This is a genomic window from Treponema denticola (assembly GCF_024181605.1).
Lineage (GTDB): Bacteria > Spirochaetota > Spirochaetia > Treponematales > Treponemataceae > Treponema_B > Treponema_B denticola_B.
In genome coordinates, this window is record NZ_CP054477.1 from 1,526,207 (window position 1) to 1,551,586 (window position 25,380).

General features: G+C 38.4%; 21 protein-coding genes and 1 pseudogene. 11 read left to right on the forward strand and 11 right to left on the reverse strand.

Annotated features, from left to right (window positions below; translation table 11 throughout):
• The first annotated feature begins 238 nt into the window (after nt 1–238).
• The 5 genes from rimP to truB are packed head-to-tail and all read left to right on the forward strand — an operon-like array spanning nt 239 to nt 6,280.
• A complete protein-coding gene (gene rimP, locus E4N80_RS07120) occupies nt 239–685 on the forward strand; it encodes a ribosome maturation factor RimP (protein WP_002671746.1) in 447 nt (148 codons plus the stop codon).
• 35 nt (nt 686–720) lie between these two features.
• Nucleotides 721–2,202, forward strand: a complete 1,482-nt coding sequence (gene nusA, locus E4N80_RS07125; RefSeq protein WP_253698456.1) for a transcription termination factor NusA — start codon at nt 721–723, stop codon at nt 2,200–2,202.
• Between the two features lie 7 nt (nt 2,203–2,209).
• The gene (infB, locus tag E4N80_RS07130; protein ID WP_253698457.1) at nt 2,210–4,849 is read left to right on the forward strand and encodes a translation initiation factor IF-2; all 2,640 of its coding nucleotides are present in this window, start codon (nt 2,210–2,212) and stop codon (nt 4,847–4,849) included.
• Complete coding sequence (gene rbfA / locus E4N80_RS07135; protein ID WP_253698458.1) at nt 4,842–5,240, forward strand: 30S ribosome-binding factor RbfA; 399 nt, start codon at nt 4,842–4,844, stop codon at nt 5,238–5,240. The genes infB and rbfA overlap by 8 nt, the downstream gene beginning before the upstream one ends.
• Nucleotides 5,241–5,254: 14 nt before the next feature.
• On the forward strand, nt 5,255–6,280 hold the full coding sequence (truB, locus tag E4N80_RS07140) for a tRNA pseudouridine(55) synthase TruB (RefSeq protein ID WP_253698459.1): 1,026 nt from the start codon (nt 5,255–5,257) through the stop codon (nt 6,278–6,280).
• A 73-nt stretch (nt 6,281–6,353) separates the two neighbouring features.
• Here the strand turns inward: truB and E4N80_RS07145 are convergent, their stop codons facing one another.
• The 9 genes and pseudogenes from E4N80_RS07145 to E4N80_RS13040 form a co-directional block, all read right to left on the reverse strand.
• Nucleotides 6,354–6,584: a hypothetical protein gene (locus E4N80_RS07145; protein WP_253698460.1), complete on the reverse strand. Its 231-nt coding sequence runs from the start codon at nt 6,582–6,584 to the stop codon at nt 6,354–6,356.
• Nucleotides 6,585–6,754: 170 nt separating this feature from the next.
• Nucleotides 6,755–7,084 (reverse strand): hypothetical protein, encoded by a 330-nt coding sequence (locus E4N80_RS07150; RefSeq protein ID WP_253698461.1) that lies wholly within the window; start codon nt 7,082–7,084, stop codon nt 6,755–6,757.
• 288 nt (nt 7,085–7,372) lie between these two features.
• Entirely contained in the window at nt 7,373–8,020 is a 648-nt protein-coding gene (locus E4N80_RS07155; RefSeq protein ID WP_253698462.1) for an ABC transporter ATP-binding protein, read from the reverse strand.
• Nucleotides 8,014–8,898: an ATP-binding cassette domain-containing protein gene (locus E4N80_RS07160; RefSeq protein ID WP_253698464.1), complete on the reverse strand. Its 885-nt coding sequence runs from the start codon at nt 8,896–8,898 to the stop codon at nt 8,014–8,016. Before E4N80_RS07160 ends, E4N80_RS07155 begins: the two co-directional genes overlap by 7 nt.
• A gap of 9 nt (nt 8,899–8,907) precedes the next feature.
• A complete protein-coding gene (locus tag E4N80_RS07165) occupies nt 8,908–9,729 on the reverse strand; it encodes an ABC transporter permease (RefSeq protein ID WP_253698466.1) in 822 nt (273 codons plus the stop codon).
• Nucleotides 9,710–10,552, reverse strand: a complete 843-nt coding sequence (locus tag E4N80_RS07170; protein ID WP_253698467.1) for an ABC transporter permease — start codon at nt 10,550–10,552, stop codon at nt 9,710–9,712. Before E4N80_RS07170 ends, E4N80_RS07165 begins: the two co-directional genes overlap by 20 nt.
• Nucleotides 10,553–10,662: 110 nt before the next feature.
• Nucleotides 10,663–12,210, reverse strand: a complete 1,548-nt coding sequence (locus E4N80_RS07175; protein ID WP_253698469.1) for an ABC transporter substrate-binding protein — start codon at nt 12,208–12,210, stop codon at nt 10,663–10,665.
• 115 nt (nt 12,211–12,325) lie between these two features.
• The gene (locus E4N80_RS07180) at nt 12,326–13,246 is read right to left on the reverse strand and encodes a helix-turn-helix domain-containing protein (protein WP_253698470.1); all 921 of its coding nucleotides are present in this window, start codon (nt 13,244–13,246) and stop codon (nt 12,326–12,328) included.
• Nucleotides 13,247–13,289: 43 nt separating this feature from the next.
• Nucleotides 13,290–13,406: pseudogene (locus E4N80_RS13040) on the reverse strand (PD-(D/E)XK nuclease domain-containing protein); the annotation flags it as partial.
• Between the two features lie 160 nt (nt 13,407–13,566).
• Between E4N80_RS13040 and E4N80_RS07185 the strand changes: the two are divergent.
• From E4N80_RS07185 to E4N80_RS07205, 5 genes are all read left to right on the forward strand, one after another.
• Nucleotides 13,567–14,478: a tetratricopeptide repeat protein gene (locus E4N80_RS07185; protein ID WP_253698472.1), complete on the forward strand. Its 912-nt coding sequence runs from the start codon at nt 13,567–13,569 to the stop codon at nt 14,476–14,478.
• A 111-nt stretch (nt 14,479–14,589) separates the two neighbouring features.
• A complete protein-coding gene (locus E4N80_RS07190) occupies nt 14,590–15,084 on the forward strand; it encodes a GNAT family N-acetyltransferase (protein ID WP_253698474.1) in 495 nt (164 codons plus the stop codon).
• 96 nt (nt 15,085–15,180) lie between these two features.
• On the forward strand, nt 15,181–15,696 hold the full coding sequence (locus tag E4N80_RS07195; protein WP_253698476.1) for a GNAT family N-acetyltransferase: 516 nt from the start codon (nt 15,181–15,183) through the stop codon (nt 15,694–15,696).
• A 57-nt stretch (nt 15,697–15,753) separates the two neighbouring features.
• A complete protein-coding gene (locus tag E4N80_RS07200) occupies nt 15,754–16,662 on the forward strand; it encodes a hypothetical protein (protein ID WP_253698478.1) in 909 nt (302 codons plus the stop codon).
• Nucleotides 16,663–16,665: 3 nt separating this feature from the next.
• A complete protein-coding gene (locus E4N80_RS07205) occupies nt 16,666–17,520 on the forward strand; it encodes a GNAT family N-acetyltransferase (RefSeq protein WP_253698480.1) in 855 nt (284 codons plus the stop codon).
• A 3-nt stretch (nt 17,521–17,523) separates the two neighbouring features.
• Here E4N80_RS07205 and ispH read toward each other — a convergent pair whose 3' ends face one another.
• Both ispH and alr read right to left on the reverse strand, forming a co-directional pair.
• Nucleotides 17,524–18,393: a 4-hydroxy-3-methylbut-2-enyl diphosphate reductase gene (ispH, locus tag E4N80_RS07210; RefSeq protein WP_253698481.1), complete on the reverse strand. Its 870-nt coding sequence runs from the start codon at nt 18,391–18,393 to the stop codon at nt 17,524–17,526.
• Between the two features lie 23 nt (nt 18,394–18,416).
• Nucleotides 18,417–19,556 (reverse strand): alanine racemase, encoded by a 1,140-nt coding sequence (gene alr, locus E4N80_RS07215; RefSeq protein ID WP_253698483.1) that lies wholly within the window; start codon nt 19,554–19,556, stop codon nt 18,417–18,419.
• 265 nt (nt 19,557–19,821) lie between these two features.
• Here alr and E4N80_RS07220 point away from each other — a divergent pair, with 265 nt between their 5' ends.
• Nucleotides 19,822–25,380: an alpha-2-macroglobulin family protein gene (locus E4N80_RS07220; RefSeq protein WP_253698485.1), complete on the forward strand. Its 5,559-nt coding sequence runs from the start codon at nt 19,822–19,824 to the stop codon at nt 25,378–25,380.

A 25,380-nucleotide genomic window follows, 5' to 3' on the forward strand; every position in this document is an offset into this window, starting at 1 on the left:
GTTACCTTATAAAGCTATTTTGCATAACTGTCAATAGTCTTAAGGCTTAAAACGGGCTTTTTTTTAATATTTTTAATTTAAAAACAAAAAAACTTAATATTTTTCTATGATATATGTATTGAATATATTTCAATTTTATGGTATTATAATCGCTAGAACATATATTATCCTTGTGTATTCGGAGTCGTTCAAACGGCTCCTTTTTTGTATGCAAAAGGTATCTTGAGAGGAGGTTGAAGTGGAATTTATTCAAAAAAAAGACATTCCGTACTTTACCGAATGCGAACCTCTTGTCGAAGGACTAGGCTTTAAACTGGTTGACCTTAATGTCCTTCATAAAAAAGATGTTTGGCAGGTTAAAGCGGTAATAAAATCGGAAAAAGGGGTCGGTATCAAAGACTGTACCTCCGTACATAGGACTCTTCAGCCCCGTATTGAAGCCCTCATAGGCTCGCAGGATGTAACTATGGAAGTAAGCTCTCCGGGCATCAATCGGCTTGTAAAACGCTCGGTTGAGTTTTATGCCTTTGTGGGAGAAGAAGCCCAAATTTGGGATAACAGTATTACTGATTGGCGGCACGGAATTATAAAAGAAGTAAATTCCGAAGGCCTTGTTTTAAATTCTGATAATCAAGACATTCAAATTCCGTATCAGGATATAAAAAAAGCCAGATGTAATCTTTAAGAATAATTTTAGATTTGTTAAGGAGATTTAATGAAATGTCTGAAGGAATAATTGAGGCAATTCGGGAATTTGCACAGGAAAAAGGGATTGATGACGATTTTGTTTTACACATTGTAGAGCAGGCTCTAAAAGCATCTTATAAAAAACAATTCGGGACGGATGCAAATGCCGTATTCAATGAAGAAACCGGAAAAATATACTCAAAAAAAATAATAACGGAAAATGCAAAAAATCCGGTTTTTGATATAAGTTTAGAAGAAGCAAAAAAATTAGCCCCGGCTTGCGAGACAGGTGATGAACTCTTAGTTGAAGTCGATCCGAAAAACTTGGGCATTAATTCTGTCAAGGTCGGAATGCAAAGAGCAATCCAATGTATCAGAGAAATGCAAAAAGATACTCTTTATGCGGAATACAGTACAAAGGTAGGAGAAATTATAATCGGTTACTACCATCGGGAACGCAACGGAAACATCTATGTCGACTTAGGAAAGGTTGAAGGCTTATTACCTAAAAAATATCAGTCTCCGGGAGATCACTTTGGAAGGAATGCGGCAGCCGGAGAAGAGTCAAGAATAAAGGCCCTTGTACGGGAAGTAAAAAAACACCGCCAATCAAACGTGGTACAGCTAATCCTTTCAAGAACCGATGCGGAATTTGTAAAACAGATACTGGAAGTGGAAGTACCGGAAATTGAAAGCGGAATAGTAAAGATTAATAATATTGTACGTGAACCCGGTTACAGGACAAAGATAGCGGTTTCAACGGACAGAGATGATATAGATCCTGTAGGAGCCTGTGTCGGAGCAAAGGGAGCAAGAATTCAAGCGGTTATTGCAGAATTGGATGATGAAAAAATAGATATTCTGCCCTACTCTGAAGACCCTAAAGCCTATATAAAAAGTGCCCTTTCACCTGCCGAAGTCATTGACGTTATGATATTGGATGCGGAAAAGAGAAAGGCACTTGCAATCGTTTCCGACTCCCAATTATCGTTGGCTATAGGAAAACACGGTTTAAACGTACGCCTTGCAAACCGCCTTGTAGACTGGAACATAGATGTAAAAACCGAAGAACAGTTTAAACAAATGGATATTTACACTGATGCCAGAAAGGCTGTCGAAAACTTATTCACTGATGAAACAAGTGATGAAGATGAAGAATATGAGGAAATTTCCAATGTTTCCGAACTCCCGGGAATTACCGAAGACATTCTGGCAGTATTACATAATAACGAAATTGAAGATATACAAGACTTGATTAACATGGAAGATGATGAAATCAGGAACTTGGAAGGTCTTACTACAGAGATGGCTGATACTCTTCTTGACATTATAGCTAATGCCGTTGAAGTTGTAGAAGACGATGGAGATGAAAGCAATGAAGAAAGCGAGCCTGTTTCGGATGATGAGGGTGAAGAATTTGAATGCCCCGAATGCGGTCATAAAATAACAATAGATATGACAAAATGCCCCAATTGCGGAGTAGATCTTGCTTTTGAATATGAGGACGAAGAGTAGGAGTAATATGGATATAGAAAACACAAATAAGCCTGATATAATTCTCAACAAAAAAAGCAGTAAAGCTGCGGATTCTAAACCTGAACCCGGTAAAACTGATTCTAAAAAGAAAGTAGTTGTCAAAGTTTCAAAAACTTCGGCAAAATCCAAGAAGCCTGAATCATCATCGGAAGAGACTTCCGGAGGAAAAACATCCGTAAAACAGGTTATTTCCGTCAAAAAAGCTTCGTCTCAAAGCTCAAAACCTGCAGAAGCATCTATAAGAGAAAGAAAGGCAGATGAAAGGTTTGAAGAAACAAAGAAGACAGCACCTCGCATTGAAAAAGAAGAAAAACAGCCTGAAAGAAAAAAACTGTCTCCGTCTTCAATGGATTCGATAGATTTTGCAAGTAAACGACCCAATGTAAAGGCCGGAAACCTTGCAGACTCAGGCCGAAGAAATAACCGCGGCCAGGGAAACCATCCGCAACGGCCGGGAGGTCAGGGACAAGGCCAAACCGGGCAAGGAAGGCGGCGCGAAAGCAATTTTTCAGGAGCCCAAGCACGAGCCTATTCCGACGGAAAAAAACAGAGTTTTAGAACAGGACAAGGCGGACAGCAGGGCAGGCCTCAGGGTAGATCCGGCGATAGGCCCCAAAACAGAACAGGATTCGGCGGCCCCAGACCCGGAGTTGCTCCGGCGCCGATTCCACTTGAAAAAAACAAGGCTCAAACAAATAAAAAAGCCCATAAGGCCAAAAAGGAAATATATAACAAAAAAAACAAGGAAGACGAATTTTTTGAAGAACGCCTCTTAAATCAAAAGAAAAAGCAAAAAGAAAAAATTCACAATATTCCTAAACAAATCGAGATAATGGAATCGATTTCGGTTTCGGAATTGGCAAAAAAGATGAATCTAAAGGCCTCGGAGCTTATTGGAAAGCTGATGGGCATGGGAATGATGGTTACGATGAACCAGTCCATCGATGCCGATACGGCAACGATTCTTGCATCGGAATATGACTGCGATGTCAAAATTGTAAGCCTCTACGATGAAACGGTTATCGAAAGTAAGGAAGACGATTTATCCGATCTAAACCCGAGGCCTCCCGTCGTAACCATAATGGGACACGTTGATCACGGTAAGACCAAAACCCTTGATGCCATCAGAAGCTCTAATGTTATAGCAGGAGAATTCGGAGGTATTACTCAGCACATAGGTGCCTATACGGTACAAACACACGGAGGCAAGATCACCTTCCTCGATACTCCCGGACATGAAGCCTTTACTATGATGCGTGCACGAGGAGCCGAAATTACGGACATCGTTGTTTTGGTAGTTGCAGCCGATGACGGCGTTATGCCTCAAACCATTGAAGCCATCAACCATGCACGCGATGCCAAGGTTCCCATAATAGTTGCAGTAAACAAGGTCGATAAGCCCGAAGCAAATGTAGACAAGGTAAAGACCCGCCTTTCCGAATTAGGCCTCATGCCTGAAGAATGGGGTGGAAACACTATGTTTGTTGAAATCTCGGCTCTAAAAAAACTTGGACTGGACAACCTCTTGGATACGATTCTTCTTCAAGCCGAGGTGCTTGAACTAAAGGCCAATTATACATGCAATGCTGAAGGAAAGGTTATAGAATCCCGCATTGACCACGGAAGAGGTGTTGTTGCAACCATTATCGTTCAACGCGGAACATTGAGAACCGGAGACCCTTATGTTGCAGGTATTTATTCCGGCCGCGTAAGAGCTATCTTCAATGACAGGGGCGAAAAAATCGATGAAGCTACTCCGAGTATGCCCGTCGAAATCCTAGGTCTTGAAGGTATGCCCAATGCAGGCGACCCCTTCCAAGTTACGGATTCGGAGCGCATAGCCCGCCAGATTTCGGACAAAAGGCAGGAGCTCAAACGCTTTGAAGATTCAAGGAATGTTAAGAAGGTTACCCTCGATAACCTTTATGAAACAATCCATGACGGAGAAATATTGGAGCTTAAAGTTATCATAAAGGGAGACGTTCAAGGTTCCGTAGAAGCCTTAAAGCAGTCTTTGGAAAAACTTTCCACACCCGAAATAAGGCTCAATGTAATACATGCTTCGGCAGGAGCCATCAATGATTCCGATGTTATGCTTGCCGCCGCCGACTCGAATGCCTTAATCATAGGCTTTAACGTACGCCCCACTCCTCAAGCCAAACTTTTGGCCGATCAGGAAAAGGTCGATATACGAAAATACACGGTTATCTACAAGGCTGTTGAAGAAATTCAGCTCGCCATGGAAGGAATGCTTTCCCCCGATATTAAGGAACAGGTCATAGGTATGGTCGAAGTCAGAAATACATTTAAGGTTCCCAAAATCGGAAAAATTGCCGGCTGTTATGTTCTTGAAGGTGTCGTAAAGAGAAACTGTGCAGTCCATGTTATCAGAGACGGCATAGTCGTTCACTCGGGTAAACTTTCCTCATTAAAGAGATTTAAAGACGATGCAAAAGAAGTTGCAGCAGGCTTTGAGTGCGGTATCGGTATCGAAGACTTTAACGACATACAGGTTGATGACCAGTTAGAAATTATCGAGATGATTCAGGTTGCCCGAAAACTAAGCGACAGCGAAAAATACAAGGCTCCCGAAATCAAAGAAGAAGGAACCGAAGCCGATGAGTGAGTTTAGGCTTGCAAGATTGGGCGAGCAGATAAGGGAAGAAATTTCGGCTCTTATTTGCTCGGGTAAAATAAAGGATCCGAGAGTTTCTTCTCTTCTTTCCGTAAACCGAGTAATCGTTTCCGGAGATCTTGCCTATGCAAAGGTCTATGTTTCAAGCTTTTTAGATGAACATAAAACAAAGCAGGGAGTAAGAGGCTTGGAAAATGCTTCAGGTTTTATAAGAACCAGCCTTGCAAAAAAGCTTCATATAAGGCAGTGCCCTGAACTCACTTTTATATTCGATAAGAGTATAAAGGAAGGAATAGACATGGTAAACAAACTTGAAAGCCTTGAGTATTTTACCGAACCCGATGAAGATGAAGAAAGCGCCGGTAATTCGGAAGCCGATTAAGCCCTGCCTTAAAAATGGAATTAAATAAAAATCTTATCGTCCCGTTTGCAAAACAGGCGGGACTTACCAGCTTTGCTTCAATGTCGGTGGTAAAAAAAGCTCTTTCGACAAAAAAGGTAGGCCACACAGGAACCTTAGATCTTTTTGCCGACGGCCTTTTAGTTCTTCTTACAGGACAATTAACCCGCCTCGCCGACATAATTTCAGCCGAAAAAAAGACTTATGAAGCATGGGTAGAGTTCGGAATGGAAACGGATACCCTCGACCCTGAAGGCGAACCTGTTTTGACAGCCCCCCTTCCCTCTTATAAAAATTTAACGGAATCCATTCCCTCTTTTTTAGGAAAAATACTCCAAAAACCGCCCGAATTTTCTGCAATAAAAATAAACGGAAAAAGAGCTTCCGACAGAATGCGCAGCGGCGAAAAGATAGAAATTGCAGAGAGGGAAATAGAAATTTTTAAAATAGAGCTTAAAGGTATAATTACCGATAGCGGTTTGGAATTTATTAAAGGCGATTTTACAAATATAAACACCGAGATAAAAATAAGATATGCCCATATAGTCGTGGAATGTTCAAAGGGAACATACATCCGCTCCCTTGTAAGAGACCTTGCAAGGAAGGCATCTTCTTGTGCCTATGTTAGAGCTTTGCGGAGGACGGCAGTCGGAAACTTTAAACTTGAGGATGCGGCAGGATGTTCTCTTTTAAATGATTTTTCTGCAGTATCGGAAAAGTTTTATAAACAAAAAGAAATTGCTTCTTCGGAAATAACGGAAAAGGCATTTTCTTTTTCTCCTAAGACAGCAGAAAACTTAAAATTACCTTACCTTTTTTTAGATAGAAAATATCTAAACGATTTTTATAACGGAAAGAAGATTAAATTTAATTGGTTTTTAAATACCGATGAAGTTTTAGAAAATGCCACAGGCTCCGACTTAGAAAACAAAAAAATATGCGCCTTTTGCGATAATTTGTGGATCGGCATTATAGGGCTAAATAAAAACTATTTAAAGTATGAAACCGTGATAAAAAATTAAAGGTTTAAATTAAAATGAGCGTCTAAAATATCGCCGCTCATTTTAACTTGAGTTTTGCTATTGGTACTACAACTTACTGTATTGCATGTCTTCCTGAAGGAGAAGCCGAACAACGTATACCGTAGCTGGTTACAACCCTGTCTCCCAAAATCTTTGTCTCACGGCCGCAATGAATACAATGCGAACCATCGGGTATAATAGCATGTTTTTTTGATACGCTTGCAGGACAATTATATCCGTTATCGTCACTTTCCAAGTTAGGACCGACGGGTCTAACTTCTTTTCCGCAATATTTACATTTCATAAAAATAACTCCTGAGTTTGTTTTATTTATCTTATTTTCGGCATTATAACAGCCTTACATTAAAGACAGATTTTAGTATTTAGTTACAAAACACCATAATATCCGTAAATTAAGGTATAGCTTAGAATTTACTCAATTTTAAAAACATAGTCAATAGCATTATTTCTTAACTACTCGTACTCTTTTCCTATCAGTTCCCGAAAATACTGAGAACCGCTCATAAGCTCTTCAAAGGTGCCTTGCGCTTCGATGCGGCCGGCGGATTTTATCGTAGAAAGGCGGTGTGCAATTATTAACACTGCCCTCCCTTCTTTTAAGGTATTGACAGCCTCATTTATTTTGCTTTCGTTTTCGGAGTCGAGGTTAGCGGAAGCCTCATCTAAAACGAGGATAGGAGAATCTTTTAAAAAGGCTTGGGCAAGGGCGATACGGCCAATGGGAAAGTATGCCGTGTAATAGTTTTTTACCGCATCTACACGGAAGGTTACCATCGAAGTCATATCGCCCGTTCTTTTTTTTGGATAAGGCTTATCATCCCCGCTTTTCCGTAAAACCCTCTTATAAATTTTAAAAGATAACGATTAAAAAAACATCTTTCCTCCTATAAAAACTTTTTGCAAGGATTATCAAATCCTGAAAAAAGTTTTTTCAAGCGGTTTGTTTACAAACCGTATATAATAAACGATGTTTTGTGCTTTGCACAAAACTCGGTAGATAAACAGTGAGGCAGAATTTCTGCCGAGCTGTTTATCGTATCTCCTATAAAAACTTTTTGCAAGGATTATCAATCACAAATAAACAAACTTATCGGCAATTAACGAAAGCATTTTCAAGTCGTGGCTGATAAAAATATAGGCCAGCTTATTTTTTTCTTTTATTTGCAATAACAAACGGACAATTTTTGCCTGCACGCTTGTGTCAAGCATAGAAGTCGATTCGTCAAAAATAATAATTTTAGGCTCCAAAAGTAAGGCGCGCAATATTGAAAAACGCTGGAGCTGACCGCCTGAGACTTCCTCAGGATACCGATTCAGGAGGCTTGTATTCAGTTGAAGCTCATGCATCTTATCTACAATCTTTTTTTCAAATACGGTTTTTTCAGGTTTGGCCGGTATAAAATGCCGTATCTCGTTTAAACTGTATGAGAGCGTTTTATGAGGATTAAAAGAATTTTCAGGATTTTGCATAACCAACTGAATACAGGTATGCAGCTTCTTATCCCGTTTTAACAGGTGAACCGGAACATCGTTAAACAAAATGCGTCCCTTTTCGGGTTTTAATAAGCCCAAGATACAGTGCACTGCTGTGCTCTTACCCGAACCGCTTCCGCCTGTAATACCGATAATTTCATTTTCGTGCAGCTCAAAACTCATATCTTCAATGATAGGTTTTGCCTTTTTATTATAGCGGTACGATATATGTTCAACCTTTAACATGTACACACCCTCACAAAATGCTCATCGTCTATTTTCATCATCTTTGACTGAATACCTCCGCTGTTGCTGATTTCGTTTAAATCCCGATCCAGCAAAGGAAAACCGTCAAAGGTTTTCATTCCGCGTGAAGGAAGAGAATCCAATAAACGTTTAAAATAAGGATGGATGGGATTTTTAAAAAGCTCTTTTGTATTTCCCGTTTCATATATCAAGCCGCCATGCATAACCATAAGAGAATCGGAAATCTCTTCCGCCATTTCCAAATCATGGCTTACCAAAACTATCGTAAGCTTTTTTGTTTTATGGATATTTTGTATCAGCGCTATTGTATCCTTGCGTAATGCGTTGTCCAGCCCCTTAGTCGGCTCGTCAAGAAAAAGTACTTCAGGAGACCCTATAATTCCAAGCGCAATTAAAAATCGCTGTTTCATTCCGCCCGATAATTGAAAAGGATAGAGCTTGAGGATTTTTTCAGGGGGATTAAGTTTTACTTCTTGTAAAAGAGCGCATAATGTTTCATCGCTGGCCGATTTCGTTTTCCATGCAAGGCGGAGCTGCTGCTTGCAGGTAAGCAGGGGATTAAGGGCGGAGGCCGAATTTTGCAACACAAAGCCCATTTCATTTTTACGGATAGACTGCTTTTCAGCTTCTTTAAGCGCATAAAAATCCAAGCCCTTCCACATAACCGTTCCCGATAAACAGGCGTGAGCCGGTAATAGACCGCCGGTAGTACGTTCCGTAAGCGATTTTCCCGAACCGGTCTCACCGGTAATACAAAAGATTTCTCCCTTTTGTACCGTAAAGTTTAAATCCTTTAACACGGGTTCGGTTTGTTCGGGGAAGCGTACGGATAGGTTTTCAACATGTATAAGTTCCATTTTTCCAATTTACAAAACAAGATGTTTTGCTCTCCGTTTTTCTCCTGCCGTTCTGAACGCTTCGGATAATTGGGTAAAGCAAAGAATGACAGCAAATTGCAGTAAGCCCGGACAGAGCACCGTCCAAGGAGCAATATTCATGTAGCGTATGGATTCCTGCATGATAAGGCCGATATCGGCATGGGGAGGCTTTACCCCGAAACCTAAAAACGAATACGCCGATATTGATAAGATGATATGCCCTAAAATCATTCCGGTTTGCGGCAGCATCAGCTTAAAACTTTGCGGTATTAAATGATAAACGATAATACGGTTATCGCTTGCGCCGAGTATTTTCAGGTTTAAAATAAAATCGTTGTTTTTAAACACTATAATTTCAGCCCGTATTAGTCTGATCAACCAAAAAGAATTTAAAACAATCATTGTAATTACCATTGTTTCGGTTTTTGCACCAAATACGGCAGCCAAAATAACAAGGGCTATCATAACGGGAAAACAGAGCAAAAAATTACTGATATGAAAAAACACTTCATCCGCAAGCCCGCCGTAATAAGCCAAGACGGATCCCATATAAAGAGCGATCATAAATGAAAGGGCAAAAATAGCCGCTGCTAAAAAGAAAACGGATATAAAACCTTGCACGCTCCTTAAAAAAACATCGCGGCCGAACTGATCCGTTCCGAAAATATGTTTAAGCGAAGGGCTTTGAAATTGTATATCAGGGTTGTATGTATTCGGCTCAAAACACAAAATAAGAATACCCATAATGACTAAGATCAAAAGAGATACGGACAACCAGAACCGCAAGTTTTTATTTTGCATATAGCTCATAGCTTGCCCTCCTATCCATTTTTATATAATACATATCCGCAAGAAGGTTTATCGTAAGCACCAGTATACCTATAAACAAAATTCCTCCCGACAGCATAATATAGTCTTTATTACCTGAGGCATTAAACATTAAAAGGCCAAAGCCGGGAATCGAAAATATTTTTTCGATTAGTACAGAGCCCCCTAAAAGAGCGATGACGTTTATTGCCAGAATAGCAACACAAGGAGCGGAAATATTTTTCAGTACATGGCCGAATAGGATTTTTCGCGGAGACAAGCCCTGCGCCCTTGCCAATTCGATGTAGCCTTCCTGTAATACCAAGATAGTCTTACTCTTTATTATTTGGATAAAATATCCTGAGCCCATTATGCCGAGTAAAATGCCGGGTATGAGTAAGCTTTTTATTCCGTGGTAGCCTATTACAAAATGCAGTTTTAGTTTTGCAGCGCATATCCATACTACCAGTAAGGCAAGCCAAAAGAAAGGAATACTCATCGAACATATTCCCCACATTTCCGTAAGCTTATTGAGGGAGGGCTTATTTTTCCATGCGGCATACATGCCGAACGGAAAACTAATGCAAACTTGCGTAAGCAATGCGATAAGAGCCAATATAAGCGTTTTTGAAAAACTTGTCTTAATTTCGCTTACGACACTGTCACCTGTAATAAGGCTATTCCCCAAATCGCCGCGGATTATTCCTTTTAACCAGTTGAAATAGGCTTCTTTAAAGGGAAGGTTTAAATTATGCTCGGCTGCATACTGTTCTGCCTGTGTTTCGGTTATAAATACACCCGATACCTTGTGTTTTAATATGATCATAGCTGTACTTTCCCCGGGTGCAAAATACACCACGGAGAAAGAAAGGGCGGTAATTGCCAATAAGTACGGGATAATAGTAACTAATTTTTTTAGTAAAAGCAGCCTCACGGCTATTTATCCCATTGAACGTTTGACAAGTCTATCTTGTATGCACTTTTTGAAAAGTTAAAACCGCTTAAACCCTTTTTATAAAAGGCCCTGCGTGTTTGCGTATAAAGCGGAATAAAGGGATACTCTTCCCATTGAATGTCCCAGTATTTACTAACTGCTGTTTTAAAGGTTTGTAAATCGGCCGCTTCCAATATTGTTTCGGCAGTTTTAATTGTCTCAGGTGTAATACCGAAGCCTATACCGAATTCATGGTATTTTGAATGAAGCCCTCCGAACTCCAATGACGTTGTTAAAGGCTCAAATAAGGAAAGAGAGAAAGCTATGTCCCATTCTCCTTTTTTTACTTTTTCAACAGCGATAGGTGAATTTACAGCTTCGATAGTTACTTCAATACCTATTTCCTGTAAGGCCTTTTGAACAAAAACGGCAATGTCTTTTTGTTGAGGGCTCGCGGTTGAAACATAAGTAAAGCTAATTCTTTTACCGTTCTTTGTCAAGACTCCGTTATTCCACGTGTAACCTGCCTTTGCTAGTATATCTTTTGCTTTTTGAAGGTCATAGACAAAGGGCTTTTTGTTTTTAGGTCCATCGTTAAAAGAAGGATTAAAAAGATAACCGCAAGGATCTGCTTGTCCGAAAAAGATATCCTTTGTCAAAGATTCTCTATTTATAACATACTGCAAAGCATGGCGTAATGCCGTATCTTTTAAAAAGTCTTTTTTATAGTTTAAACCGATACTGAACACGATTGTATACGATTTAGGATCTTGCAGTAATTTTGTAAATTCTTTTAGGTTACTAAGCTCATAGCTCACCGTTAAAGGAATGCTGCCTGCATAATGCTCCGTAATACCAATAACATCCACCTGCCCGGACTGCAAAGCTAACTTACGGGCCTCACCGTCAGGTATCACCTGCCAAATAAGGGTTTCCATCTTGTAAGGCTTTCTCTCCCAATAGTTGGGATTTTTAACCAAAACAGCTCTTACATTTTTTTCGTAGTCTTTTAGGATGTAAGGGCCTGAGCCGATGTACTCGGTAATGGTGCCATTTTCCTGTAAAAATTTTGCGGGAACGAGCTGAATTTTTTCAAGTTCATCTAAGAGAAAAAGAAATGGAGCTTTCATTACCACCTTTACGGAAGTTTTATCTATAATATCAATGTGCTTCAACTTAGGACTATAACTTCTAAACTGCGTCTTGCCTAAGACCTCAATCGATTTTTTTAAGTCCTCGGCACTTGCTTCCGTACCGTCCGAATAACTCAGACCTTTCCGCAAATGGAGTACAAATTCGGTACTATCCTTATTTACCGTCCAGCTTTCAACTGCAGCCGGCTGCACCCTTCTTTCCGCATCCAAGGTAACAATAGTATCGAAGACAAGGGTACCGGCTTCCTGGTTTCCCTTAAAATCGAGAGCTGCTCCTAAAACAAGACGCTTTTCCTTTGCAGGAAGGGAATTTAAATCGCCTTCTCCGCTTCCCATAGCAAAAACGGGAGATAAAAGTAAGGTAAAGACAATAAAAAATACAATTAGTTTTTTCATTACAACATCCTCCAAGATATAAGTTAAATTTTTCTAACCTATATCAAAAAAAAATGCAAACGTCTACTCCGAATTTTGCGGAATAATCCGTTTTTCTTAAATGATTGAAAATTTTTTAATTGTGTAATTTATCAAGCCGGATAGGGGATTCCAATTTCCTAAATTCCTGCGGGGTAAGCCCCATCATTCTTTTAAAGGCAGCAGCGAATTTACCCGGGTTTTCATAGCCCTGCTCAAGGGCTATATCCAAGACTGTTCTATCGGTATTTTTCAGAAGAGATGCCGCCCTATTCATTTTATATTCTTGTCTATAAAGGCTGGGCGAGGTTCCATAAACCAATTTAAATATTTTTTGAAAAAGGTTATAATTTATATTTGACTGTAAAACCAGCTCCGTTATAGGACACGTCGTATGTATCATCATTGCACATATTCTTTTTACGAGTTTACTGTGGGTTTGCGGAACACTCATTTTACTCTTTCCGCATAAAGCAGTATCAACAGAAAAATGATACATAAGCTCTAACACTTTTAATTGTATGAGCGGTAAAGTACGTGTATCAAACAAATCATATAGTTCTAAGAAAATTTTCTCCATTTCGTCGTTTGCAGCGATATAGTACCAGCATTTTGAAAGATTAAATTTAGAAATAATGGAGGAAAACTCTATGCTCCATGTAGAAAATAAGGCAGTCAACCATGACGGAAATTGTTTGTATGAGAAAACAATCGAGATTCCCTCATATAACTCGGCAGGAATAATGGACTCTACCTCCTGCAGACTGGAAAGAGAAGAGGAAAGTGTCATCTTCCCCATACCAAGGGATAGATAAGAACCGTTCTCAAGAAGCGATTCAAAACGTCCATATCTGCAATGATGTATCAATATATCCTCTTTCGGCATATATGTAGAAGGAGGGGAGTTCCATGCCTTTCCCCCTTCACAAAAATAATGCTCTATTATTATGCCGGGGAAGACCTCTATCCTGTATTCCGCGTAATTTCCGTTGTGATATTTTTTTATTTCAGTTGTCATAATAGGCTAACATTATACAAAAAAAAGGAATTTTAGGCAAGGCTTAGGCCAAGGTTTCAACAGCCCAATCTTTAATAGTCCGCTTTTCTTCATCAAAACTTGAGCCGACGTCCATGAGCTTTTTACCACTGCCTGAAAATCTATCTGCATAATTTTTCTTTTATCTGTATTTAATCCTCCATAGTTATTAGTTTAACATAAGTAAGAAGGTCTATCAATTATACGGAAGGCTATTTATGATACTTTCAACAAAATACTCTTGACCGATCATAAAACCAATGTTACAATATATCTATAATTATTACAAGGAGAAAAAGTATATGAAAAAAAGTATTGTATTATTTTTCATTTTGTTGGTGTCATTTCGGATTTTTGCCGATTATAAATCCGAATATGACAATCTGCTTTCGGCAAGAAATTTAGAAGGGATTGCAGCTCTCCTGCCCAAATGGGAAAAGGCAGAGCCCAAAAACCCCGAACTCTACATTGCCTATTTTAATTATTACCTGCTTAAAGGTCAAAGGTCTACACATTCATTGGATACCTATAAGAAGGATAATACTAATTCCTTGGCCTTGGTGGACAAAAAAACAAATAAAATCGCAGGTTATTTAAACAATAATATCTGGTACGAAAAAGAAGATGTCGATAAAGCCTTGTCATATTTGGAAAAAGGATTAAAATTCAGTAAAAACCGCTTGGATATGTATTTTGGAAGAATTCATATTTTAGGCGAAATAGGAGAATATGAAAAGCAATCACAAAAGATTATAGAAGTTCTAAAACTTGGAAAAGAGATAAATCATAAATGGCTTTGGAGCATGAATGAGGTAATTCCGGCATCAGAAAGTGAAAACTTTTTTCTAATTTCGATAAACGAGTATTATAAAGCTTGGCTTCAAAAAAGTCTCCCTCAAACCCTAAGTGCTGCAGAAAAAACATGTGAAGCCCAATTAAAGCTATATCCTAAAAATATTGAAGTTCATAACTATTTGGCTTTGGCATATATCGATCAAGGAAAATTCAAAGAGGCTTTAAATGTGCTATTAAAAGCCGATAAGCTCGCAAATGAAGATTATGTAATTATCTTTAACATAGGCAGATGCTATGAAGCCCTAAAGCAATACGACAAGGCAAAAGAATACTATCTTCGTATGAAAAAAAATCCCAACAAACAAGTTCAAGATATGGCAGACCAAAAACTTTCAGAGCTAAAAAATTTAACCAAATAGTTTTTACAAAACAACCGTGTAATCGGTACTAGGCAAAGAATACCGATTACACGGTATCTAAACCCTTGAATTCCTATCAAAATATAATTAGAATAGTTTATAAAACCTTTTATGGGAGAAACAAAAATGCTCAAAATTGAAAAAGCCGGAATAGAAAAAGCAAAAACTATTTTAGATATCTATAACGACAGTAACAAGGTTTTCGGAGTTGTACCGGAACAAGACATAATTGAAACCTTTGAAAATATGATAAAAACCGAAAATACATATATTCTATATGAAGATAATCAGGCAATCGGATTTATATCACTTAAAGATAAAAATACTCATGGGCTTATTTCAGCCATATACATCAAACATAAAATACAAAGAAAAGGATACGGTAAATACATTTTAAATTTTATTGAACAAGAAGCAAAACATATAGGTTTGGAATATCTTATACTGAAAGCTCTTAAAATGTTTGAATGGACAATAGAATTTTATAAAAAAAACGGCTTTACAATCTTTGATAAAAAAGAAGACGAGCTGCCGTTTATAACCGAATATATTCCGCCGGCAAAATGGGAAGCCGTAATGATAAAAAGGATAATGACATGCAAATAAAGCTTATAGATTTTTACAAGAAAAACGGCTTAAAGAATATTCAAGATTATAACATATCTTGTTACGGAATATTAAAATAAAGGAACTTATCAGCTTATGAAAAATGTAGACTGCAATATAGAAAAAATGAATGAAAAATCTTATAATACTATAAAACGAGATATGATTAAAAATTTAGCCGAAACTTTCATTCAAACTAAAAAAGCAAATGAATTAACAGCTATTAGTTTAGCAGAAAAAGAGCTCAACGGCATATTGACGGAAGGAGTAAAAACAAAGAATCATAATTTATATGTTGTTAAAAAGGACAGTCAAAAAATAGGCTATCTTTGGTATTTTATAATTACTCATAATAACGAAACATTTCCTTTTGTGATGGAGATAAACATAGATAAACAATATAGAAATAAAGGTTATGGGAAACAAACCATGCTGCTACTTGAAAAAGAAACTATCAATTTAGGTTATAATAAAATAAGGCTTCATGTACTTTTAAATAACACCACTGCTTATAATATGTATAAAAACTTAAACTATAAAACTATTAAAAAAATAGACGATGGAGAAATATTGGAAAAGGAACTAAATGGATGCCTCGCCAGTCATCTCTAAAAATCCGACAAGATTTTTAGAGATGACTTATAAAAAACATAAATAGTATTTTTAATTATGAAAGAAAACATTAAACCCGATACAATTAAAGACCTTCTCGATTCACACCTTAAAAACGATAAGTTTAAAACCCTTGAACCGATTCAACTGGAAGATCATACTTATACGGATTTATTTAAGGGAATAACCGGCGGCAATGAAACTTTTGCGGTAAAATTACGGCAGAAAACGGAAAGTATTAAAAATTCAATTAGATATTTAAATGCTTTAAATGACAGTGAAGACTTTATTTTAAAATATAAAAACCTCATTGAAACTGAAAATTACTATATTTTTATAAGTGAATGGCTTGAAGGCTGTCAGCCTACCAAAACCGATAGACATCTGATAAAAGATTTTTTTAAAAAACTTGCACATCTAAATTTAAATAACACATCTTCAAACTCTTTTTCTTCAATGTATTTGGACGGTAAAAGCTATCCTTCAATTGAAGAGATGATAAATGCGGAAGCCATCCCCTATCTTGAAATCTACAGGGGTAACCATGATAAAAAAACTATTAAAAAAAATATTGAAAATTTAAACCTAGGCCTAGGCTGTATTATCCTTGAAGACATGAATACAGGGAATATGCTTAAAACAGAAGATTGCCGCCTAAAAATAATTGATGCCGAACATCTTACTTCCGGTTTAAACTTATATCAATTTGAACATATAAATATTTTAGGCTTAAATAAAAAAGAATGGTATAATATCACCGATGAAGCAAAAGAAGTTTTAAATGCATATTTTTCCGAAATAGGCGAAAGTAAAAACAAAGCTTTTTTACAAATAAAAGCCTTCGCAGTTTTAAGCTTTTTAAGAGAGCTTTATTTTCAAGTTTGGCAAAAACAAAAAATAGACTATTCCGAAAAAGATAAAATTTTTGATATAATATTAAACTGTGGGGTTGAAGAGGTTCTTTAAATCATGAGCATAAAATCAATTAGACTTACCGATAAAATTATTTCTCAAAAAGAAGTAAAAGACTTTCTTCAAAAAGCTGATCTTAACCAAAGAGGAAATCTAATCGGCTTATTCGATAAAGAAAAGATAATCGGAGCAGGCAGTCTTTACACAAATTCTTTTCATCCATACAGAGATTATATAAATATCCATGTCGAGAAAGACTATAGAAACAAAGGATTAAGAAGCCGGCTTTTAAAAGCCTTAAAAGAAAAATCCGAAAAAAAAAGATTTCAAGTTATGTGTTCTTCAGGTAAAGAGGAGTTAATTCAATTTTTACTTAAAGAAGGTTTTGTTTTAGCCCGCAGGTCATATAGTTTTGATCTAAAAAAAGAAGCTCAAAATATTTTTTTGTCAAAGGAAACTTCTATCGAATTTAAAAATATGCAGATAAAACCTCTTATAAATTTAAATTCAAAAGAAAAAGAAGAATTCAAAAAAATATTTTACTTTAATTATGCCGATACACACAAAAGCATAAACCCTCTCAATAAAAATATATGTATAAAAGAATTTTCAAATGAAATTTTAGCCGATTGCGATAAAGAAAAATCCTCATGTTTAATTTCTAATAACGAAGTATCAGCCTATGTGATAGTTTATATGGAAAATTTTCCCGAAATCGGCTACCTTGGCGGAAAGACAATAGAAGGAATCGAAACCTATCTAAATTATTTTCAAGTTATAATCAATAATCTATTAAACGCTTATGAGCAAATTTATTTTGAAATAGATGATACCGATTATTATGCCTTTCCACTAATGACGGCCTTGCAAGTTAACTGTAAAGAATCGTATAATACTTATGTCCTTGATTAAGATTTATCCCTCAAGTAATTTTTTTTCTACCCCATCGATTATAAAATCCGGAGTTGAAGCTCCGGCTGTTAAACCGATTACTGAATAAGAAAAAACCTCTTTCGGTATTTCAGAGGCATCTTCGATCAACCATGAAGGCTTTTTTGTGTCAACAGCGGTTTGAAAGAGTCTTTTTGTATTTGCCGAATTTTTTCCGCCTATAACTAAAAGTGCATCAACTTCATAAGCCAATTTTTTTAAGGCAGCCTGCCTATCGTAGGTTGCAGGACAAATCGTATTGAATACCTTTAAATCGGAAATCCTTTTCTTCAAAGCCGAAGCTATTGCCTCATATTCCGATTCCTTAATCGTCGTTTGAGCAATTAAAACGGCACTCCCATTTGCACTCAAAGAAGAAGGTAAATCTATTAAAGCGGCTTCTTCGGCGTTTTGAACGATTAAGCATTTTCCTTCCGCATAACCTGCAATGCTTATAAGTTCTCCGTGGTTTTTATCTCCAGCTAAAATAACAAAGGCTTTTTCAGAATGTTTTTTTGCAAGGGCCTGACTTGCCTTTACTCTGGAGCATGTTGCATCTATCACCTTAGCCCCGCTTTTTTCCAACTCATCTTTTTTTGACGGAGGAATACCGTGAGCCCTTATTACGATAACGGAATCTTTATAGTCTTCATCCCCGATAAAATTTTCAGTATCAATAGTTTTTACGCCCATTTGTTTTAGCCGTAACATTGTGGAAGGATTATGAATCAAGGGGCCGAAGGTATAAAAACCTAATTTATTTTCAGTATTTTCTTTTGCTATTGTAAGAACCGTATCAACAGCTCTGCGTACTCCGGAACAATAACCTAAAACTTCTGCACGTTTTACAACCATAAAAACCGCCTGCACAAAATAATTTATTGTATGGTTTCATCAATAAAAATACGCGGAACTCTCTTGTTTATATCGCATGTCAGTTCATAAGGAATAGTTCCGGCAATCTTTGCAAGATCCTGGGCCGTATTATTTTTAGGATGTTCTTTTGAAACAGGACCGAAGATACAAACCTCATCCCATCTTTGAACCCATGGAGAAGAACCTATATCTATCATACATTGATCCATACAAATGCGGCCGATGATTGGAAAAAAATCTTTTCCTATTCTCACTTTTAATCCGCTAAGAGAACGCATAAGCCCGTCCGCATAGCCTATAGGAAGGGTTGCAATAAATGTTTCTTTTTCGGCTGTCCAACATCTATCATAAGAGACGCTTGTATCCTTTTCAATTTTTTTGATAAGCACTACCTGTGTAACAAGCTCCATTACGGGCTTTAAATCTATTAAAGAATTTAGCGATGGAGAGGGAGCATAACCGTAAACCAATATTCCCGGACGCACCATATCGAACTGGGCTTCGGGATATTGAAGAACAGCTCCTGAGTTTGCGGCATGAATTAATCCGGGATTAATCCCCGCTTTTTTTATTTCTGTTATTGAGTCCTTAAAAATAGAAATCTGTTTTTTTGTAAATTTAATATTTTTTTCATCGGTAGAATCCGAAACGGCGAAATGCGTACATACGCCTTTAAGCTCAAGGTTGTCGGCACGGTCTATCTGTACCGCAAGTTTAACGGCTTCCATAGGGGAGCAGCCTATCCTGCGCATTCCGGTATCTATTTTAAGATGAACCCCGGCCTTCTTATTCAGTTTTTTTGCAAAACGGTTTAAATCGTTTATAAACTCCTCATCTATAACCAAGGGCTCAATATCGTATTTTAAAAGCTCTGGAATTTCTTCAAGCACGGGAAGGCTTAAAGAAATAATCGGGGCTACAATACCAGCTTCTCTTAATTCGACAGCTTCCTGAATAGAGGCAACAGCCAAATAAGAAACTCCTGCCCTTATTGCTGCAACCGCAACCCTCACAGCCCCATGTCCGTAGGCATCGGCCTTGACCGGAAGACAAATCTTTACATTCTTGTTAAGCCGTTTTTTTATTTCTTTAATATTATATTGTAAGTTATCCAAATGGATAATCGCCTTTGTCGCTCTCATAAGAATATTTTATACATTTATAAGATTTTATGCAAGACCGATGAAAAATGTACATCCATGTACATTTTTCATCTTAGAGTTTTAGCCACAGGCTAAAACTCTCAAGGCTGGAAACACCGCCGTCCATGGCGGTTGGGGAATGTTCGTCCTTGTATATTTTTCATCTTCAAGTTTTAGCCTGCGGCTAAAGATTTTACGATAATTTTGACAGTGTTTTCCTCTTTCCTCAATTGAAAATTTTTGAACTCTGTGCTATTATTATTCTATGAAAAGTTTAAACTCATTATCAAAGCAGCTTTTAGCAGCTCTAGTTCTTGTTTTGTCGGCATCGGTTTTTATAGCCGGTTGTAAAAAAAATGACCAAGCCTTGCAAAATGCAATGGATGATATTGAAAGCATAAGCTACGGAGCCTTAAAGCGGCTTGAGCCTATCAATGTAATTTTTAAAGAAGAAATAAAGCATCCCGAAAACCTTGAAAAGGCCTGCGTTTTAACGCCTAAGCCTTCCGGAGAATGGAAGATAATGGGTAAAAATCAAATTACCTTTACCCCCTCATCAGCCTACAGCTTTAAAACCGATCTTAACTTGGAATTGGATGTAGGACTTCTCCTTGAAAACACCGAAAAGAAAAAGGGAATCAGCCTTACATTCAGCATAGCTCATCCTGAGTTTAAACTTATATCGGGAGAACTAATCCCCGACGAAAAAAAAGAAAATATTTTTAGATTTGAAGGTATCGGCGAAACCGATATACCTGAAACCCTTACCTCAATAGAAAAAATGCTTACCGCCGATTTAAAGATGGGAAATTCAAAGTCAAACCCTGCTATAAAGGTTAGCCAAGGAGCCGCATCCAATCAATATAAAATAAGCATAAAAGAAATAAGCAGAAAAAAACAAGTTCAAGAATTGAACCTATCATGGAATTTGGAAGCTCTCGGCGGAGAGGGCTCAAATTCTGCAAACTTTACCGTAGCTGCCCTATCGGTTTTTCAGGTAACTTCTTTTTCTCAAGAAACGGGAAGCGAAATACAGGTAAACTTTTCGGATATGCTGGACTCTTCACAAGATTTAAGGGGCTTTATAAAACTTGAATCGTCTCCCGAAATGCCTTTTAGATACGGCATTGACGGATATAAGCTTAAAATCTTTTCACAAAACGGGCTTTTCCCCGATAATACACGCTTATCGATACTGCCCGGCATAAAAAACTCAAGAGGAAAAAAACTTGAAACCCAAGCCGATTTTTCCGTAACGGTTGCCTGGGAAAAACCGTCAATACGCTTTACAAAGGCCGGAAATATAATTCCTGCAAAGGAAATGTCCGTCCTTGTTTCTACAAAAAATATCAGCGGCCTTATGCTCGAAGCCTTTCAAATCTATGATAAAAATATGACGCAATTTCTCCAGATAAATACTATAGACGGAAGCTATGAGCTAAACCGAGTAGGAGAACCCGTCTGGCGGCAGAGCTTTGACCTTGAATGGAACAGCTCGATGAAAAATAAAACGGTTCAACACTCCCTCGACCTCAGCAAGCTGATAAAAAAATTTCCCGGCGGTATGTTCGAGCTTCGTGCAAGTTTTACAAAAAAGCACAGCATGTATGAATCGCCTTCCAAATCCAACGAGTTTTCACACCTTCCTTTCCCCAAGGATATAAGCGAAATAGAAAACTTTAAAAACATCGAAACCGATTATTGGAATAATTCCGATATAGAAGATGAAGACCGTTATAAATTTTGGTCGAACCGGGAAAACCCGAATCATCCGGCCTTTTACCTTCCGTCATACAGCAATTACTGTATGGCAATAAAAAGAATTTTGGTTTCAAACATAGGCTTATCGGCAAAAAAAGACAGGGAAGGAAAACTTTACATCAGTGCTGCCGACCTATTGACGGCCGAACCTATGAGCGGTGTAAATATAAGTTTATTTAACTTTGCTCAAAAAGAATTTGAATCAGGCAAAACCGACGGCGACGGGCTTTTAATGCTCAAAAATGAAAACGATGCCTTCCTTATAAGAGCCGAAAAAAGCGGAGATGTAAACTGGCTTCCCCTTAATTCCGAAGTGCTTTCTACAAGTCATTTTCAAGTAGAAGGAGAGTCTTCAAAAAAAGGAGTTAAAGGTTATATTTACGGGGAACGCGGAGTTTGGCGCCCCGGAGACGATATTCATCTTGTATTTATCTTACAGGATTTGGAAAAAAATCTACCGAAAGATTACCCTGTTAAATTCTATCTTGAAGACCCATTAGGCAAAAAAACGGATACTAAGGTTTTTACTTCTTCGGTAGACGGCTTTTATAGGATAGATACTAAAACCAATGCTCAAGACAAGACAGGTATTTGGTATGCAAGAGTTACAGCCGGAGGAAAGACCTGGTCTAAGAGCATAAAGGTTGAATCCATTGTACCCAACCGCCTTTTTGTAAACCTTGATCCTAAAGCAAAATATTTTTCCGAAGGCTACAATCCTGTGGTGCTTGGAGGCGAGTGGCTCCATGGGGCAAAGGCTTCCGGCTTAGAGGCCGAAATTTCCGTCCGCTATGTTTTAAACCGGACACCTTTTGAAAATTATAAAAACTACAATTTTATAAATCCTGAACTTAGAGTACAACAAGACTCAAACACAATTTGGGAAGGAGCCCTAAATGATTCGGGAAAAGCCGAAATAAATCTTTATCTTTCATCCGAAGCAAAAGCCCCCGGAAAACTAAAAGCAATTTTTGAAACAAGAATATATGAGCCTTCAGGCGCCTTTTCTACGGAAAACAAGGTCTTTGATTATTCACCCTATTCACGCTATGTCGGAATGCAGATTCCTAAAAGCGATGATGAGTATAGGGATATGCTTTACACCAATAAGGACCAAACCCTAAATTTTGCGGTTTTGGATCCTGAGGGAAATCCCGTAAAAGAAGGTGTAAACTTAAGCGTAGACCTTTATAAGCTGGAATGGTATTGGTGGTGGGAAGCAGATGAAGAAAGTGCCAACTATACAAATTCAAGGTACACTCAACATATAAAAAACTGGAATATTTCGGCAAAGGGCGGAAAGGCAGAGCTTAAGATGAAGGTTACGGATGGAGATTGGGGCAGGTATTTGATTACGGTTTCAGATCCGAACGGAGGGCACAGCTCGGCTCAGGTAGTATACTTTGACTGGGAAGGATGGGCCAGCCGAAAAACAAGCGATGAGTCAAGCGATTCAATCATCATGCTCACAACCGATAAAGCAAAATACTATGCCGATGATACTGCCGAAATTACATTCCCCGGATACGAGGGAGCAAAAGCCCTAATCACACTCGAAAAAAACGGCAGGGTTCTAAAACAAGAATGGATAAAATCCAAGGGAAAAATTTTCTCGTACAAATTAAAACTTGATCCCTCGATGGCTCCGAACATCTACGCCCATGTAAGTTTAATACAGGAGCACAGCCAGACAAAAAACAGTCTGCCCATAAGAATGTACGGCATAACCCCTGTAATGATTGAAAACAAATTATCAAGACTAAGTCCCGTGATACAAGCGGAACCGAGCTATGAACCTAACAGCAAGGTTTCGTTTACGGTAAGCGAAGAAAAAGGAAGACCCATGACCTTTACCGTTGCCGTTGTAGACGAGGGACTCTTGGGTCTTACAGCCTTCCATACAGGTAATCCTTGGGACAGCTTTTATAAAAAAGAGTCCTCGCAAATTACCTCTTGGGATGTTTATAAATACGTAATCGGAGCCTACAGCGGCAATATAGAATCGATTCTCTCGGTCGGAGGAGGAGGCTTTATAGACAATAAGACCTCAAAGAATGCGGAACGCTTTAAACCGGTTGTTTACTTTTTCGGCCCCTTTGAAATCAAAGCAAAGGAAAAGAAAACAATCGAATTCGATCTTCCTCAGTACATCGGAGCCTTGCGCATTATGGCAGTTGCAGGAAAGGACGGAGCCTACGGTATAAAAGAAGAAACCGTAAAGGTAAAAAGCGATCTTATCGTAATGCCTACCCTTCCCCGCACCATGGGTATAGGAGAAACAATCGAGGTTCCCGTAACAGTCTTTAACGGAACTTCGTCCGAAAAAAAAGCAAAGGTGGTTTTAAAAAGCGAGGGAGCTATAAATATAAGCGAAACAAAAGACTTAAGTATCCCTGCAAATTCCGACTCTTCCGTTTTCTTTAAGGTAAAAACGGATAAGGGCGGCATCGCAAAATTCACAGCGGAAGCCTCGGCCTCAGGCATTTCAAAAACGGCAAAGGCCTTTACCGAAATAGATGTGCTTTCCAGAGGAATACCCTACTCTACAGTCGAGCTTATAAATATTGAAGCCGGAAAAACATTTGCTAAAACCGTTCCGCTAAAAGGCGAAAACGGAACAAAGAGTTTAAGCGTAGAAATTTCTCAAATGCCGGCCCTAGGACTTGAAAACCGTCTGGCCTATCTTTTAGGTTATCCTTACGGCTGTATCGAACAGATAACATCCAAGGCTTTCCCTCAATTATACCTAAACACGATAACGGCCTTAGACCAAACGGAAATCGATAAGGCAAAGAGCAATGTAAACTCAGTCCTAAACCGCTATATAAACTATCAGCTCAGGTCGGGAGGATTCAGCTATTGGCCGGGCGGCGGATATGAAACTTCGTGGGCTACAAACTATGCAGGACACTTTATGGTAGAAGCAAAAAAGACCGGCTATGAAGTAAATGACAGCATCTATCAAAGCTGGCTTTCCCACCAAATCGACATGGCAAAAAATTGGGCAGGCACATATTCGGACAGCATGGAAACTCAGGCCTACCGCCTATACACCCTTGCCCTTGCAGGTAAACCCGAAATAGGAGCAATGAACCGTTTAAAAAATATGGAGCAGAACCTCAACTCCGTATCAAAGGCCTTCCTCGCAAATGCTTACAGTCTTGCAGGCCATAGCAGTACGGCCAAGGCAATGCTCGAAAAGCTCTATGAGCCGACCACAGTTTATAGAAGCACGGGCGGAAACTATTCGTCGAATATCAGGGACTTGGCTTTAATCTTAAATGCTTACACCACTGTCGGAGAAACCGCAAGGACGACGAACCTTATTTCAAAGCTTGCTAAAATTTCTTCAAGCAACGATTGGCTTTCGACACAGGAAACGGCTTGGATTCTTTTAGCCCTGGCACCCCACTACGCCTTCGACAAAAATAAGAGTGCAAACTATGAGATTGTAACCGAAGGAAATGTAATCAAGGACAAATTGAACAATACATCTAAACTCCATAATATTCCTGTAAATACCGAAACGGCAAAAAAGATGGAAATTAAGAATACGGGAAATACACCTATCTTCGCTGCTATAAATACGGCAGGAAAACTTAACCCGGGAAGCGAAACCCGCATCGAAGAAAACTTAAAACTTTCGGTTGTATATCAAAACGAGGATGATCAAGAAGTTTCGCCTGAGACCTTAAAAAAAGGACAGAGGTTTAAGATGAGGGTAAGAGTCGACAATAAGACTCAAGGCGCCCTTGAAAACCTTACCCTTTCAATCCCCATTCCGACAGGCTGGGAAATTACAAACACAAGACTCGGAGGCGATGATGATACGGATTCGGAAGACGAGCGCAACACAAGGCAATTATATGACTTCCAAGATTTAAAGGACACTCATATTTACACTCACTTTGCCTTGGACGGCTACGGCACAAAGAACTTTGAGTTTACGGGAACCGTAACATACGGAGGAGAATACTATATACCGGCAATCTTTGTCGAGGCTATGTACGATTATGCTTACAGAGCCGTCCTCCCCGGCACAAGAATAAAGGCGTTTGAGTAA